This window comes from Flavobacterium daemonense, from assembly GCF_007341385.1.
GTDB lineage: Bacteria > Bacteroidota > Bacteroidia > Flavobacteriales > Flavobacteriaceae > Flavobacterium > Flavobacterium daemonense.
Map to the genome: position 1 here is coordinate 76,699 of NZ_VJYD01000018.1, position 17,730 is coordinate 94,428.

Here is a 17,730-nt window from a genome sequence, read left to right on the forward strand (position 1 = left end):
TTTCAAAAGGTTTTATCGTAAAGGCGCACAGCAGTGCGTCTTTCGCATATTATGAACATATGATTTGTCATTTCGAACGAGAAATCTCCACGAGTAGCTCGACAAAGACTTGATTTTCTTTGCGGAGTTTCTTGCGGAGATTTCTCGTTCCTCGAAATGACAAACAGTGCGTAAAAAAACCTTAGAACCTCAGTCCCTTAGTCCCGAAGCCTCGGGATAGCACCTAAAAGAAAACTATTTCTTAACTACCAAAGAAATACTCGGTTTTGGTGCCGGTTTCATATCTTTTCCCATATAAAAACTCGTATGTGGAGGCTGATTATAACCTACATTTTGCCAAGCAATACTCAATCTATATTGTGGATCGTGCATTAAAGTATATTGACGAACATCCGTCGGAATTGTAGTCGAATAAATTCTCAATTCTTTATTGTCTTCAGATCTTAAAATCAGTTCTTCTCGCCAATCTCCTAGAATGTCGGCAGAAAGTCCTGGAGTTTGTTTTGTTCCATTATTAGAAACTGCTCCCGTTGCAGTAAACAATCTTCCTTTATTGTATTTATCGATATGATTAGAATCTAATAATTCTCTAGAAGTATCGCCATCCCAATAAATTAAAAAATTGATTGAATTTGGTGCTTTTCCAACCACTTTTCCTTTCATATCGTATAAATCCGGTGAACCTGAATACCAAAATTGTGCTCCTTTCAGCTCTGGATCAATATTATCTGCAACGCCTCTTCCAACATCTTCATTTATAGAACCAGTAAATAATACTTTTCCATCTTTTGCAGCAAAAATAGTTGCGCCAGGCCCTGTTGTTCCGTTTTCGATTTCATGAATTCCAAAAACTTCAAGACCTGGAAGATCAGGATCTAAATCTGAAACATGAATCGCATCTCCGTGTCTAAAACCAGTTGTGTATAATCCTTTTCCATCATGATCTACACACATCGATCCGTAAATAATTTCGTCTTTGCCGTCATTATCAACATCGGCAACAGTTAAATTATGATTTCCCATTCCAGAATATGGATTTTCGGAATCTTTACTGTCAAAAACCCATCTTGAAGTCAGTTTACCATTTTTAAAATCCCAAGCTGCTAAAACCGTTCTTCCGTAATAGCCTCGACACATTACAACACTCGGATGAATTCCATCTAAATATGCAATACAAGCCGTAAAACGATCAATTCTGTTTCCTTTTGTATCATTTCCACCGCTTCCGCCATGTCCTCCCCAGCCGGCAAGATCACCTCTTTCGGCAATATAATCAACAGTTGTAACGAGCTTTCCGGTTCTTCCATCAAAAACAGAAAGATATTCTGGGCCTTTCAAAATTTTCCCATAAGTCCCCAAATTCGGATCGCGATCCACCCAATCTTTTGAAGCGTCTCCCACAACATTATTTTGACTATCCGTAGTTCCATCAGCCGTTTTGCAAACCAATTCTGCAATTCCATCACCGTCTAAATCATACACCATAAACTGTGTGTAGTGTGCGCCTTCGCGAATGTTTTTGCCTAAATTAATCTGCCATAAAAATTTCCCTTCCAAAGTATAAGCTTGAAATATAGGCGGATCTGTAATCCCAGTATGCGAATTGTCATGCGCTTTTCCGGTCATGTGTACGATTAAATCATATTTTCCGTCGCCGTCCAAATCGCCAACCGAAAGATCATTTGCAGTATAACCTTCAATTTGTTTTAATTCAATTGACAAGTAATCTTTGTCGGGACTTGAAGGCGGAATCGTAAAACTTCCTTTTGCATCGGACTCTTTTCCTTTTAAAACCGTTTTTACAAACCAAGTATTTTCTTCTTGCGAATTTGCTTTTACATCAACAAAATTAGTCGCACCCAAAATTGGTTTATCGTTTAATTTGACTGCTTTTTTAGTACCGCTTTTTCGGTATAAATTAAAAGCAAGATTATCAGAATCGTTTCCTAAAACACGCCAGCCAATAAAAAACTGACCGTTATTTTTGACCGCAATAACACCTCTATCCAGATTTTCCATTTGCCTTTGTGCAAAAATGGAAACCGATAAAAGCAATAATAGTAATAGAATTTTATTTTTCATGATTGGTTATTTTTATTTTGGATTGTTGTTGGCACACTGATGACACGGGTTTTGACGGGCTGATACTGATTTTCTCGTCTTCTTGTCATTTCGACGAAGGAGACTCGAGCGATAGCGAACAGGCGAAGCAAATCTCCGCAAGTGGCTCCGCAAACTAAATCGACAATCTTTGTAGAGCTACTTGCGGAGATTCCTCGTTCCTCGGAATGACAAACTAAACGAGTATGCATTTCGTTTTATCATAGAATGACAAACAGTACTTAACAATAAGACTAAAAAACTTAGCGCCTTAGTATCTTAGAACCTTAGCATCTTTAAAAATCAAAACATTTGCTTAAATCCCTCACTTTGCACTTTCCAAGTTCCATCTTTTGGGAAGCCCGGATTGGATTCTGTCGTTCCGTCCCAACCGGCGCACATCATGGCAACGGCAGTTAATAATCCACCATTTCCAGGAAGGTAAAGCGTTAGTCTTTCAGCTTGATAATTATGTCCGTTTTTTAAATATGTATTTGTGGTCACATTCATAAATAAAGCGTCAATAGCTTTTTCTGGCATATTTAATCGTGCCGCCGACATTGCTGTCATTGGGAAATCCCAGCCCCAGGTTTTGTCCCAAGACCACGTTTTCCAAACCAAGTCAAAAGTGTTTTTCATGATTTTTTTATCCAATAAAGAAGTTTCAGGAAGCATTCCGAAAGTTCCTAAAACTGATGGGTGATCGGTTTTGAATTCTGGATTTGTGTATGAATCTGTAGCACTTTCTGTCGCTAAATAAACATCTCCAGAAACCGGAAGTTTAGATAATTTTGCCAAAACCGTTTCCCATTTTTCTGGTACTTTTTGGTTTAATTTTTTCTTCCAAGAAATTGCCGTTTTCAATGCCCAGTTCCAATATGCCAATTCATAAGTTGGGTTAAAAGTTTCCATCGCTTTAAAACGTTCTTGCGCCGGAATAACGCCCGGGCCTAAAATATAACGATCCGTTTTTGCATCATAATTAGCAAAAGAAGCCATAAAATCAGCAGTTGCAAAAACACGTTCGCTGTATAAATTCAATGTTTCGGTTGTTGGTTTCGAACGATAAATCAAATCAGCATATGTAATAAAATGTGGTTGTTGCCAAATCAAAAATGAACCTACAGATGACGGACTTTCATTCCCATCAGGATCCGTCATTTTTTGCCATCTTGCGCCTTCAAAACCTTGTCTTTTGGCAATATTTTTGGCTTTATCAAAAACTTTTTGATACCAAGGAAGACTTTTCTCCAACAATTCTGCACGGTTCCAAAGTGCGAAATGAACGCCATGCCACCAATGCATTTCTAAGTGTGGTTTTCCGTACCAGCTATTGTAAGTCAAACCCGTTTCCTGTGGTGGAACTTTTCCTGTACATTGTACTTTAGTTAAATACTGCGAAAGAATTACTCTTCGTTCCAACTCTTTTGCACGCGGATCTGTACTTCCAGAAAAATCAACTGCTGCACCACTTTTCCAGAAATTCTCCCAACCTTTTACACTGCTGTTTTCTATTTCTGCAAAAGATGAATTTTGAGTTTTATTAGCTGTCAAAGCAAAAAGACAACTCAATTCTAAAATATTTGAATTTGACGCTTCAACCACAAAATAATGATCTGCCGATTTTTTAATTTGTGCATTTCCTTTCCACATCAAATCAACGTTGTATGAAATACTGTCCATAACATGTGTTACAACAGCTTCTGTTTTTGATTTTTGCGTCAGTGTACTTGTATACTTTTGCGTTCCATCATATTTGGTTCCGAAATCTGCCCAATCTCCAGTTGGAAATGGAATTCTTAAACTGATTTTTAAGCGTTTTTGCAATAATAAATCTGATTTTACTTTTACGCCAATTGCATCTTTTTCTTGGTGTGAAGCTGTCAAAACTGTAACCGGAGTTCCTTCAACTTCAAAATAACTTTCGATTTCTCCTGTCCATAAATTCAGTTTTTGAGAAATTGATTTAATGTCTGATGCTTTCGCCTGACTTCCATCTTTCTTCAAAATTTCAAAACCTAAATTCCCCAATTGCACTAAATGCGGATTCTGTCTGAACCAATTTATGGCATCGACTTTTCTTTTCGGCTCTTTAATCTGAACAGTATAAGAAATATTTCTGCCGTATTGTTGATACTCTTTTAAGGTTTCAGAAAACTTGAAATTCTCCGTATTTTTATAACTGTCCCATCCCCACTCCGATTCAGTTCCTAACGGAATCCCGTTTTGATAAGTCTTCGGAAAAGTCTGTAATCCGGTTGCATCAACAGTAAAAGCGAAAGCACCGTTCCCAACCGTCAAAGAAGCTAAAGTATCAATAGCTGTAATTTGGACGTTATGGCGGTTTACTAATGCTTTTCGATCGATTTTCTGTTGTGCTGACAACGAAATCGCAAACAGGAATAAAGTAATTAATTGATATTTTTTCATCTGGTTATTTTTTGGTTTCAGGTTTCAGGTTTCAGGTTCTCGAAAACTTTGACAAAGTTTCACGTTCTAGAAATTATCAAATTGACGCATTATCTCATTATCTAATTAAAGTCACACTCATCAAACCAATCACCACATCGTTCGCAATTGATTTCAGTGTTAAACTTTTTAATATTTTATTTTTATCCAATGGCAAATCTAAAATTGTTCCTGCGCCGCCGTCAACACCATAATTTGTGAATCCTTTTATGATCGTGAAATCTTTAAAATCTCTCGAAATTTCTCCTGTTTTCAAATAAACTCTTGGCGGTTTTGGCGCATCGGTTGTAAAAGCGAGTCCGTCAACGAAATAATCCTGTTCAATTGGCCACCAGTTTTCTGGATTTTTCAATGCTAAAATTTCAGAAGTTCCGTCTGTATAATTTACTGTAATTTCTCCGTTTGTGATTCGGCTTTGCATTGGGTTTGTCGTTCCAACCAGCATAAAATAAGCGTGCGAAGCTTTTCCGTCAAGCGGAATATCAACGCTTTTTGGGTAATTATCCCACATCGAAGTAAAGATAATATTCTTCTGATTTTCCTCTGAAGGTGTTTTAAACGGAATCCCATTTGGGGTTTTAATTTCTCCATTTTGCTTTGCTTTTTCACGCAAACCTTTATCATCAATTTTGACCGAAATATTAGGATAACACCAATTTCCAATTCCTTGTTTTGGAAGCTGTAAAGTCACCGTCTGCGGTCTTGGAGACAGATATTCATTTGTAAAAATATCAGTAACTTTTGCATTGAAATACGAAGAAAGCGAAATGGTTTCAGCTCGTTCCGATTTCTCCAAAGGAATATCCCAGTTTGTAACTTTCTCAGATTCTTTCTTGCTTTTTAAAGTAAATTCAATGGGTTGCCACCAAGAAAAATCTCCCTGTTTTAATTGTATAAAAAAGGTTTTATTTCCTTCGCCATTTATAGTTGTTTGAAATATTTTTTCAGATTTTTGATTTTCACCCAAAACTGACTGCGGATCATAAACCGAAACAATTTCTCCTTTATCAATACTTATATTTAATACATCGCCAGAATTATATGAAACTTGAGTATTTATTGTTTCTAAAGTGCTGTTTTTCCAATTTATCACTACATCATAAACTTTATTGTACGGAACTTCAATACTAATTTTCGGATTTCCAATGCTTTCTGCAATCACTTTCCACGATACATTTTTGTCGTTTACTTTGATGCTTTCAATTCCGTCATAGTACGCATTCAGAATCAAATTCAAATTCATTTTTGATGCAAATCGATTTTCAATATGATAACTATCTTTTCTATTATCTCTATTATAAGAAATAGAAATATCTGGAACTTCTAAAGATGCTTCGTCCCATTCTTTAGGAAAACCGGGCTGAATGGTTAAAACTTCCGAAACGGCATCAGGCTTAATTCCGAAAAGTCCTTCGACCAAAGTTCTTGACGTCATCCCGATTGGGTCTGCAAAATCACGATACAATTCACCACGCATTTTGTCCTGATACAAAAGCTGTTCAAAACCTCCCGGAGAAGCACCCAAATACATACTTTCAACCAAAGCACTTTCCCACATTTTAAATGCTTTATCCGATTGTCCACCTTGCCAAAAAGCCAACGAAGTATGTAATTGCTCCGCTAAAGCCACATTATTAATAGACCAAGTATAAGGTTGCCAATTTGTTGTACTGATTACATAAAGATCTTTTTTATCCAATCCATCAGCCGTAACAGGAATATGCGGAATTTGATTATTGACATAATTCAACATTTGATAACTCTCAAACGGATTCGACAATTCCGAATCTATCGTGTGATAAATACCCCAAACTCCTGGCGAATCGTGTAATAATCGGTTTCCTAAAGCATCTTTATATTCGGCAAAAATTCCTTTTTTTGAAAGCCAAAGCTGTTCATTTGAAGCTTTTAAAATTTTCTCCGCTTCTTTTTCATATGGCGTTGGATCTTTTTGAATTTTTCGTGCCAATTCAGCAACCGTTTTATTCGCATAATAATTATATGCCGAAGAATGAATCACTGCGCCACCGCTGTATTGCAATGCGTCACTCGCCCAAATTGTGGCGTATGCATCATAAAGTCCGTCGTTGTCAGGATCAAAGTTTCGTTTTTCCCAATTCAAATGTCGTTCAATTGTCGGCCACATTTCTTTTAAAAAAGCAATATCGCCTGTCCATTTAAAATGACGCAACATCTGATCAATAAAAACCAAATTCATGTCATAATGATGTGCTACCGTATTTTTATTTGGATTTCGGGAAATATAGCCACTGCTGAACATTGAAGTTCCCATTTCTTCTTTTTGTCGCGCCAAATTTCTTTCTTCATCAAAAACAATCGGACCGCTTTCTGGAGACGTTACCTGCGAATTGCTGTAACTTGTAAAATGTGTTTTTGCTCTGTCGTGCCAACCTAACGGATCTGCTGTATAAGCACCGCGCCAAGCATTCAGATACATTCTCCATGCAACTGCCCCATGAAGATAGGCTGGATTTTCCCAAATTCCGTCAGAAGCAATTGAAAGTGCAAAACCTAAATTATTGATATAAGGATCTGGAGTTTTTACTTTAACACGATTCGCTAAAACCTGTGTTTCTTGAACTGCTTTTTCATAAAGCTCTGTAATTTCTTTCTGCGAAGAAGTCGTTTTTATTTCTTCTGGAGAAAAAAACCAATACATCGCTTTTTCAGAAATAGTATTTGTTTTACCCGAAATAACCGATAGATTTTCTGCTTTTGAAGAAAACAATTCTAAAGGCGATTTTTGATTTTTTGCATTCGCCAAAAGCACTTTCGATTCGGGGAAAAATCCAGTTAAACTTTTATTATTTCCTGTTTTCTGCTTGTTGCTTTCAGAACCATATTCGAGCAAAAAAGACTCTTTCTGCAAACTGTATTTATTGCCAAGACAATAATCAGGCTGTAAATAAAATACCGATTCCGGATCAGCGCCAATATCGCCGTCACGACTGAATTTCTTTCCAGTTGCGCCACCAAAAGCCCAGATAATATTCGTTTTTTTAGAAACTGAATTTCCATAAACTTTTACAATAAAACCTTCCTTTTCTTTTAGAGCGACAACATCAACAAATAATTTTCCGGTTCCTAAAATAGCATCTTCAATTGTATAATGCATTGTTCCTAAAACATATCGGGTATCAATTTTAGATGCTTCAGTAATCCATTTACTGTCCTTTCCGTTTGCAATTCCGAGTTTGAAGTTCCCTCCCATTCCGGGCATGTACATGGCAAATTCTGGCAAATCTCCCGTTTCAACTCGAAATCCGGTATTAGAACCGTACAACGCGCGATTGAATTTTCGGGTTCCATTTTTCAAAACAAAACTATTTTCTTCTGGCACATAATGCAATTTGCGAGCTTCTTTATTTTGTCCAAAAATCAAGACAGGAAATAAAAAAAGCAAACCGAAAAGCGTTGCAAAAGAATATTTTTTTGTTCTCATAAAGCAATGAAATGGTGCAATCTAAATAATAATTAAACTCATCATGTGTAATTCAAAAAATCATGATTTAACACATAGGAACATAGGTTTTTATATCGAAAAAAAGAGATCAAAAGAAACTAGTTTCCACACATAGAACTATGTTTATTTAAACAAGTGAAACGCCTTTTTTTTTTAGGATTCTTATTCTATGTTTCTATGTGTTAAAAAATTGCACCCAATGAGCTAATTCAATAATTATGATGCAATTTCTTTGTTTTTTTGTGGTATACTATCCTGTACCTTCCTGATTTGCGAAATATAAAAAGTATATTAATTTTTAGCGTTTTTAAATTCTTTTTAACATCATAGTACAGGATACTATATCAAAAACGAACCATTAAGTTTGAAAATAAAAAAATTAAAATCTCAAAAAATTGGTAAAAATCAGTACTTTCTTATCGATGGTTATTTGTTTGGCAATGCCGAATCAGTTCTTTGCTATGCCTTCTAATTTGCCTATCAATAACGTTGTTTATTCTTCTTCAGAAAACAAAAATGACAGCGTAAAAAGCAATACAGAATCACAGCTTTTTGTTTTTGGAACTTCTGTAAAAGACAAAAAAAACACTTTAATAAATAACGCATTAGTTTACACAGATACAAAAGGTTATGGCTTTGATTTTAATTCGGCTTCGAATGTAAAAATCAATGCCAATTCTTTTTCTACAACAAAACCAACTTACTTTTCGACGGCAGTTTCTGAAGGAAATTATGAAGTTGAAGTAACAATTGGAGGTGCTGAAAAAGACTCGAAAGTGACCATAAAAGCAGAATCGAGACGATTAATGCTGAATGAATTTGTTGTAAAAAAAGGACAAAAAGTAACGCAGACTTTTAATGTCAATGTTCGAAATATCAAAATTGATGATCAAACTAATATCAGTTTGAAAGACCGCGAAAAAGAAATTTTAAACTGGGATCATAAATTGACGCTTGAATTTCTTGGCGAAGCTTCGATCCAAAGCATCAAAATAACACGAAAAGACAATTTGACTGTGGTTTATTTGGCCGGAGATTCAACCGTAACCGATCAAGATGTTGAACCTTGGGCATCGTGGGGACAATTTATTACGAATTATTTCGACAGCAATATTGTGGTTGCAAATTATGCGTATTCTGGTTCTTCTTTGAGTTCATTTAAAGGTTCAAATCGTTTGAAAAAAATACTTTCGGAAATCAAAAAAGGAGATTATTTGTTTGTGGAATTTGGACATAATGACGAAAAAATAAAAGGCGAAGGAAATGGCGCTTTTGGTTCTTATTCGACTTTATTGGCTGAATTTGTAAATTCGGCAAAAGAAAAAGGTGCGATTCCGGTTTTGGTAACACCAACACAGCGCCGTTTTTTCAATGAAAATGGAACTCTAAAAGAAACACATGGCGATTTTCCTGCTGCGATGACAGCGGTTGCACAAAAAAATAATATTGCTTTAATCGACGTTACAAAAATGACAACGGAATTGTATGAAACTTGGGGTGACGAACCTTCAAGAAAAGCTTTTGTACAATATCCTGCGAATACTTTTCCGGGACAGGAAAAAGCATTGGACGACAATACTCATTTTAATGGATTTGGAGCCAACGAAATTGCACTTTGTGTTTTGAAAGGGATTCGCGAACTTGATCCCGAAGCTTCGGGACTAAAAAAACACATCAAAAAAGAAACACCAGACTATAATCCGAAGAAACCAAATTTCATTTCAAGCTGGACTTTGCCTATGAGCGCCCGATTTGAAATTGTTAAACCAGATGGTAATTAATACCGATTGGACAAAATATATAGTCCAAAAAAATTGAACTATTATTTTGTTCCATCGGCATTATACCAGAATTTATTGGACGAAACAACATTTACAATTGGTATAACCATCAAAGAATCACTTTACTATGCTACTAAAAAACACTATTCAAAACCTCTCTATTCTTGCATTTTCGCTTTTTCTGACCCAAAATAGCCATGCACAACAAACCGACAAAGTCTATTTGTCTGGAAAAGATTTTGAACATCCTGTGCAATGGGATTTTTATTGTACGGACGGGAACAACAGCAAAACTTGGTCAAAAATAAATGTTCCTTCACAATGGGAATTGGAAGGTTTTGGCGAATATACATACGGCCGTTGGTACAAAGAATTGAACCAAAAAGAACCAAGCAAAGAAGAAGGTTTGTACAAATATGAATTTGAAGTTCCTGCAGATTATAAAGGTAAAGATGTTTTAATTGCTTTTGGCGGTGCGATGACGGATACCGAAGTAAAAGTAAACGGAAAACTTGCTGGAGCAATTCATCAAGGTGGTTTTTATGAGTTCAAATATGATATTTCATCTTTGCTTAAATATGGTGAGAAAAATACTTTAGAAGTTCATGTTTGGAAACAATCAGCAAATAAATCGGTAAATGCGGCAGAAAGAAGAGCAGATTGGTGGTTATTTGGTGGTATTTATCGTCCAGTTTGGTTGGAAGTTTCGCCAAAAACGCATATCGAAAATATTGCTGTAAATCCGAAAATGGACGGTTCAATTACGGTAGATGTCAATTTAAAAAATGTTTCTAAAAACACAACTTTAGAAGCCACTTTAAAAGGTTTAAACGGAGAAAATTTCCAAACTTTTACTTTTCCGCTTAAAGCTAAATCTACCAAAGAAACTATTGCAGCACAATGGAAAAACATAAAACCGTGGAATCCTGAAAATCCTAATTTATACAACTTAGAGCTTGTTTTAAAACAAAACGGAAATGTTGTTCATCAATATGACAAACGAATTGGTTTCAGGACTTTAGAATTCAAAAAACAAGACGGAATTTATCTTAATGGAACTAAAATTCTCATGAAAGGTATCAACCGTCACTCGTTTTGGCCAGAAGGCGGAAGAAGTACAAGCAAACGCATTAGCGAGTTGGACGGAAAGTTAATTAAAGATATGAATATGAATGCCGTTCGTGGTCATTATCCGCCAGATACACACTTTTTGGAAGTTTGTGATTCGCTTGGTCTTTTTGTTTTGAACGAATTAGCAGGTTGGCAAAACTCTTATGATACGGAAACCGGAAAGAAATTAGCGACTGAAATGATCACGCGCGATATCAACCATCCTTCGGTAATTATTTGGGATAATGGAAATGAAGGCGGATGGAATTATGACACTGATAAAGTCTTCGCAGATCTTGATCCACAGAAAAGAATTGTGATTCATCCTTGGTCTGATTTCAATGGCTGGAACACACACCATTACCCGACTTACTTAACTGGTATGCACCGTTTTAATGCCGGCGAAAATGTATTTTTCCCAACCGAATTTATGCACGGAACGTATGATAATGGACATGGCGCGGCGCTAGAAGATTTCTGGAACCGCTATAAAGAAAGTCCGCTTTTTGCAGGAGGATTTATGTGGGCGATGTTGGACGAAGCTGTTTTTCGCTCTGATTGGAAAGGAGATGCAAAATTTGACTCAAAAGGTTCTTTAGCGGCTGACGGAATTTTAGGTCCGCACCGTGAAAGGGAAGGAAGTTATTATACAGTAAAAGAAGTTTGGGCGCCAATTCAGTTCACGCCAAAACAAGTTACAGAAGGTTTTGACGGCTCGTTTCTAATCAAAAACGATTATCTTTTCAGTAACTTGAATACTTGCAAAATGGAATTCAAAGTATTGCAATCGGATAAAAATGTGCTTTATACTACTGGAACTGCAAAAGAAATAAGCGGTGGAAAAATCGAAATTCCGAGTGTAGAACCGGGAGAAACACGCAAAATTCAATTTGCTGTTCCGAGTAATTTTGTTGAGGGCGATGTGTTGTCGATTTCGGCTTTTGATCAGTTTGGAAAAGAAATTTATACTTGGACTTGGCCTATTCATAAAGCTGTATTTTATGCCAATAAATTTTTAGCCGTTCAAAACACAAAAGGAAAAGCATCGGCTGTAAAAACAGGAACTGATGTTACTTTAAAAGGAGGCGATGTTATGGTTATTTTAAATTCGGCAAGCGGAGAAATTACATCGGTTAAAAATGCGACTTCGACAATTCCGTTAACAAATGGTCCGCGTCCTATCGGGATGAAAGCTAAATTGAAAGACATTCAGGTTTCTCAAGAAGGCGATAAAGCGGTTTGCAACGTGACATACATTGGTGGAATTTCTTCTATCAAATGGACTATGGAAGCTGACGGAAGATTCAAAATGGAAATGGTCGTTCTTAAAAATGAAAAAGCGCCAAGCGGTTTTGACGGTTTTGACGGCGCTTTCTTCGAAGATAAAATCAACTCTTTCGGAATTACGTTCAGTTTTCCAGAGAAAGAAGTTACCGGAATTAAATGGTTTGGAAGAGGTCCTTACCATGTTTGGAAGAACAGAATTAAAGGAACCACATACGGTATTTGGGAGAAAGACTATAACAATACGATTACAGGCGAAAGTTTTGAGAACTTGATTTACCCAGAATTCAAAGGTTATCACGCGAATTTAATGGGTGCAAATTTAAAAGCAGGCACTTCTTCGTTTAAAGTTTTCAGTGAATCTGATAATTTATTCTTGAGATTATTTACACCTGATTTGCCTAAAAATGCTTTCCCAGGAAGTAATCCGCAACCGGCGTTTCCAGAAGGCGATATTTCGTTTATGTATGAAATTCCGGCGATGAGAGATTTCAAACCTTTAGAACAACAAGGACCACAAAGTCAGCCAACAAACATCAGAATCAAAAGCGGTGACGACGGAATTAAGATGAATTTGTGGTTTGATTTTAGAAATTAAATTTTTGTTTCAGGTTTAAAGTTTCAGGTTTGTCCCCAACCTTGTCATTTCGACGGAGGAGAAATCTCCACAAGTAACTCCGCAACGAGAAACCAATCTTTGTAGAACTGCTTGTGAAGATTTCTCCTCCGTCGAAATGACAAACTAGACGAAAAAAAGCTTTAGGAAAAGCCTCGTTTTACATTTCACATTTCACATTTTACATTTCACAAATTATGAAATCACTAAAAATACTCTTTGCCTTACTATTAGCAGTATTATTTTTCAATTTTACATCTACTAAAAACAATAAACCAACTGTTTACATGATTGGTGATTCAACAGTAAAAAACGGAAGTGGCAAAGGCGATGGCGGACTTTGGGGCTGGGGCGATTATATTGGGCAGTTTTTAGATACTACAAAAGTCAATATCGAAAATCATGCTTTGGGCGGAACCAGCAGCAGAACTTTTCAGGACAAAGGTTTATGGATTGAGGTTTTAAACAAACTTAAAAAGGGTGATTATGTCCTGATTCAGTTTGGACACAATGACGACGGACCTTTGAATGATACGCTACGCGCACGCGGGACGATCAAAGGAATTGGAAATGAAAGTCAGGAAATTGACAATTTAATTACCAAAAAACATGAAACGGTTCACAGTTACGGTTGGTACATTCAGAAAGTAGTTCGCGAAGCTAAATCAAAAGGAGCTATTCCAATAATTTGTTCGCCAATTCCAAGAAACGACTGGAAAGAAGGAAAAGTTCCGAGAAACGATAAATCATACGGTTTATGGGCCAAACAAATTGCTGAAAAGGAAAAAGTTACTTTCATCAATTTGAATGAAAAAATGGCTGTAGAAATGGAAAAACTCGGCGAAGCAAATGTAACCGGAACTTATTTCTATAAAAAAGACCATACGCATACTTCTGCAAAAGGTGCTGTGCTTTCGGCTTCGGTAATTATCAATGAACTGAAAACGAGTAAAAATTCATTGAAAAATTACATTTTGCCAAATCCAAAAATTGTGCTTCCTCCAAAGAAAAAATTGTTTTTAATTGGCGATTCGACAATGGCAAATAATAACAATAATCCTGACGCTGTTGGCTGGGGAGTTCCTTTTCCGCAATATTGCGACACAACTCGGATTGAAGTCATCAATAAAGCACGTGGCGGACGAAGCACCAGAACTTACGTTTATGAAGGTCTTTGGGACGAAGTAAAAAATCAATTACAGCCTGGGAATTTTGTCATTATCCAATTCGGACATAATGATGCTGGTGATATTGACAAAGAAAAATTCAGAGGTTCGTTAAAAGGAAATGGCGACGAAACACAAGAAGTAACGCGTCCTGACGGCTCAAAAGAAATCGTACATACATTTGGGTGGTATATGTCGAAATTCATCAGAGAAGCAAAAGAAAAAGGCGCCATTCCGATTGTTATAAGCTTGACGCCAAGAAACGAATGGCCAAACGACAAAGCGGAACGAAGAACGGATAGCTACGTAATTTGGTCGAAAATTGCTGCCGAAAAAGAAAAAGTTCCGTTTATCGATTTAAATGATATTGTGGCAACAAAATATGAAGCTTTAGGAAAAGAAAAAGTAAAAGCATTTTTCCCAAAAGATCACACGCATACAGGAGCTGAAGGCGCAGCATTTAATGCACTCTCAGTCGCAGAAAGTCTTAAGAAATTGAAAGATTGTAATCTGAAAGATTATATAGAAACCCCGAAGTAATTGTTAATTGTTAATTGTAAATTATTAATTATAAATGTCGAATGTATAGGCTTTTCAAAATTTATAATTTATAATTAACAATTTATAATTAAAAAAAACCTCGCTTACATTACATAAGCGAGGTTTTTGTTTTTGAAATACAAAATGTATTATTTTTTTGATTCTTCGATAGAAACTTTTCTGAATTCTTTCAAAAGTTTTTCAATTTCTAAAGTAGCTTTTCTAGCTCTTGGTCCAGCAGCTTTGATACCTTTTTCAGTTAAAGATTCAGCTTCTGCTTTAAATGTGTCAATTTCGGCGTTGATTTTTACTAATAGATCTTTCATGCTTATACTTGTTAAATTAAGGCGCAAAAATAAATGTTTGCACGAACTATAACGCACGTTTAATGTTAAAATTATAACTCTTTTTGCGATTTAAGTTAATAATTATTTAATCTGATTTCTTTAAATCTGCAAATCAATGAATTACAAAAATAAAATAAATTTTTTTTTTTAAAATATTTTTCCTTTCGACCGTCGTTACAGGCTTCATAATCATTATTTAATGTTTATTTCAAGGGAATTTCGTACGAACTTCCTTCACTTGAAGGATAAACTGCCAACTGATCCAGAACAATGCCTGTCTGGTTTACTTCTATCTTGATTTTATGTTTTCCTATCTCTAAATGCAAGACAGGAATTCTTACAATTGCGCTGTTTCTTAAAACATTTTCTTTCCATGTTTTTTCACGGTCTTTTGTATTTGTTTTCAAAAATTGAGCGCTGTTTTGATCGATTTGGATTCCAACTTCATGATCAAAATTGTTGGAATGTGTTGGCAATATTCTTAATTCAACTTCATATTCGCCCGAAGTTTTAATTTCGAATTCATAAGTTACAAAAGGTTTTTCAGTTTTAAAATACTGTTGTTTTAAAGGAAACAAAGTAACTGCATTATTGCTGTATCCTAAACCGTTTATTGTTTTCCAAGAGTAATTTTTAAATCCTTTTTGATAAGTAAAATCCTTGGCTTGAATTGCAATTCTGTTTGCTGTTTGTTTTTGCTCTTTCAAAACCGTTTCCGGTTCTTTAACCGAATCAAAAACGGGCAGGTTTCTAGGATGCATCGACATCATTTTATTCCATTTTCCGCCGCTTAATTTAGTATTGTAGAAATCCGTCAGCGCTTCAATTTTATGGAAAGATTCTGATGCCAAAAGCTCGTATTTTGCTTTTTCTTTTTCATCTGAAGTCATTGCAGCTAAATTCCAATATAAAAACTTACCATTCATATAAGCCGCTCCTTTTACAGGATAAACCGCCAATTGAAACCAAGCGTCTTTTCGCTCCTGCGGAATAAATGCTGAAAGACTGTCTATTTTTTCAACTAAAGAATTATATGCTTTTATTCTGTTCCAAATTTCCTTTTCCGAAAAATCAGATAGTTTTACTTGCGTTGTTGGTTCCGTTTGGCTCCAGCCCATATATTCCGGTTTTCTAAGAAAAGCCAAACGATAATATTCTTCAAAAACAGTACCTACTTCGGTACTAATTTTTGGCGAAAATTCTCTTGAAGCCCACTCTCTCAAATATTGATTAAGTCCGTCCGATTTAATCGAATTGATGTTCCAAGCCATGTCTAGAAAAAGTTCCGTATCAAATTCGGCAGGTTTAATATCGCCTACATTTACAATCCACATTTTTTTAGCTCCGTTTTGATAGGCTTTGTTCATTTCGTACCAAATCAAACCCGGTTGCATTGTACTCAGCCAAAGATAATCGTGTGGTCTTCCCCAATAACTAATGTGATAGTAAACACCGCTTCCTCCTACTCTTTTTTGCTCCTCTTCATTGCTTAGACGGCGAATGTATCCGTAATTATCATCGGGCCAAATTAAGGTAATATCACTCGGAACTTTTAGTCCGTTGTCGTATAATTCCAAAACTTCTTTGTATGGGACAAAAGCTTGTGGAATCTCTGCTAAAGGTTTTTTGAAGGTATTTGCAAGCATTTCACGCTGGTTCACAATAATCTTCTCCACCATCGAGATAGATTCGTTCAGATCCTTTGCCCCTTCCATTTTACTGTCGTGAACGCCTCGCATTCCAAGTGTCATAATCGTTTCATTTTGAGCGAATTTCAATTCATCTAAACGATCTTGCCAATATTTATCAACCTGCGTTTTATTCGTAAAATAATTGTAATCGCCGTAAATTTTTGGCTTCCATTCATCAACATTATTTCGAAGCATCGGTTCCGCATGCGAAGAACCAATTACGATATGATATTTTTGAGCCATTTCTTTATTTCCCGCAATGGTGAAAAATCCTTTTGTTGACGGATGCATCGCTGGCCAAATCGTGTTGGCTTTCAAACGCAATAATAATTGGAAGATTTTCTCGTACGTTTTCGGACCAATATCACCTGTTTCTGGTTCAAAAGTTTTGGCAGCCCAAGGTTGTAGTGCCCAATCTTCATCATTCAAAAAAATACCTCGATATTGAACCGATGGCGAAGAAATTATTTGTTGCTCCGAAAGTTTTAAAACAAGTTTTTCTTGTTTTATCGGATGCACATCTGCCCACCATTTCCAAGGGGAAATTCCGAGACGATCTGACATTTCAAAAATCGCATAAACAGTTCCGCGAACATCAGAACCGGCGATTATAAGACTTTCTTTTTCTTTTTTAATGGAGAATTTCTCCCATTGATTTAAAAGTTCTTTTTGCTCTTTTCTGGCTTTAAAAAGTGCATTTGAAACTTCTCCAATATAAATTCCGCTTTTAGAAAATGCAGTTGTCTGAATTATTTCTGGCCGTTTTCCGGTTAATTCTTTGACGTCATCTGCCAATTCATTTACTGCCCAAATAATTAAAGGATCTGTATTTTTATCGATGAAAATGTTTACTGCGTGATTCGAATCTGCGATTACAAAATCACTTGTGTTTTTGCTTTGGCAGAAAACATTTATGGATGAAATCGAAAAGATTAATAGCAGTATTTTTTTCATTTTTTTGGATTGTATTATTGGTGGTTTTGTTGGCCCACGGATTTTACGGGTTGAACTGGTTTACGCTGATTTTTTTTGTAAAAAACGTTTAATAGCATAGAAGTTAACCCGCAATCTTGTCATTCCGATTTCTATGATAAAACCAAATCTTTTTCATAAAAGGTTTGGTTTTTTATTACTGCAAAAAC

The 17,730-nt window shown here is 35.9% G+C and carries 8 protein-coding genes; 3 read left to right on the top strand and 5 right to left on the bottom strand.

Features of this window, described 5'->3' with window-relative positions; genetic code table 11:
• Positions 1-234 precede the first annotated feature (234 nt).
• The 3 genes from FND99_RS18385 to FND99_RS18395 all read right to left on the bottom strand — a co-directional run bounded on the left by FND99_RS18385 (position 235) and on the right by FND99_RS18395 (position 8,032).
• The gene (locus FND99_RS18385; protein WP_144339397.1) at positions 235-2,082 is read right to left on the bottom strand and encodes a rhamnogalacturonan lyase; all 1,848 of its coding nucleotides are present in this window, start codon (positions 2,080-2,082) and stop codon (positions 235-237) included.
• Positions 2,083-2,403: 321 nt separating this feature from the next.
• Positions 2,404-4,530, bottom strand: a complete 2,127-nt coding sequence (locus tag FND99_RS18390) for a hypothetical protein (RefSeq protein ID WP_144339398.1) — start codon at positions 4,528-4,530, stop codon at positions 2,404-2,406.
• 97 nt (positions 4,531-4,627) lie between these two features.
• Positions 4,628-8,032 (bottom strand): DUF4450 domain-containing protein, encoded by a 3,405-nt coding sequence (locus FND99_RS18395; RefSeq protein WP_144339399.1) that lies wholly within the window; start codon positions 8,030-8,032, stop codon positions 4,628-4,630.
• A 416-nt stretch (positions 8,033-8,448) separates the two neighbouring features.
• On the opposite strand from FND99_RS18395, the gene FND99_RS18400 reads away from it, so the two are divergent.
• The 3 genes from FND99_RS18400 (at position 8,449) to FND99_RS18410 (ending at position 14,550) form a co-directional block, all read left to right on the top strand.
• Positions 8,449-9,834 (top strand): rhamnogalacturonan acetylesterase, encoded by a 1,386-nt coding sequence (locus FND99_RS18400; protein WP_144339400.1) that lies wholly within the window; start codon positions 8,449-8,451, stop codon positions 9,832-9,834.
• Between the two features lie 127 nt (positions 9,835-9,961).
• Positions 9,962-12,826 (top strand): glycoside hydrolase family 2 protein, encoded by a 2,865-nt coding sequence (locus FND99_RS18405; protein ID WP_144339401.1) that lies wholly within the window; start codon positions 9,962-9,964, stop codon positions 12,824-12,826.
• A gap of 215 nt (positions 12,827-13,041) precedes the next feature.
• Positions 13,042-14,550, top strand: coding sequence for a rhamnogalacturonan acetylesterase (locus FND99_RS18410; protein WP_144339402.1), 1,509 nt, complete (start codon positions 13,042-13,044; stop codon positions 14,548-14,550).
• Positions 14,551-14,699: 149 nt separating this feature from the next.
• On the opposite strand, the gene FND99_RS18415 is transcribed toward FND99_RS18410, so the two are convergent.
• Both FND99_RS18415 and FND99_RS18420 read right to left on the bottom strand, forming a co-directional pair.
• Positions 14,700-14,876 (bottom strand): histone H1, encoded by a 177-nt coding sequence (locus tag FND99_RS18415; protein WP_026729959.1) that lies wholly within the window; start codon positions 14,874-14,876, stop codon positions 14,700-14,702.
• A 224-nt stretch (positions 14,877-15,100) separates the two neighbouring features.
• Positions 15,101-17,542: a glycosyl hydrolase 115 family protein gene (locus FND99_RS18420; RefSeq protein ID WP_144339403.1), complete on the bottom strand. Its 2,442-nt coding sequence runs from the start codon at positions 17,540-17,542 to the stop codon at positions 15,101-15,103.
• Positions 17,543-17,730 lie beyond the last annotated feature (188 nt).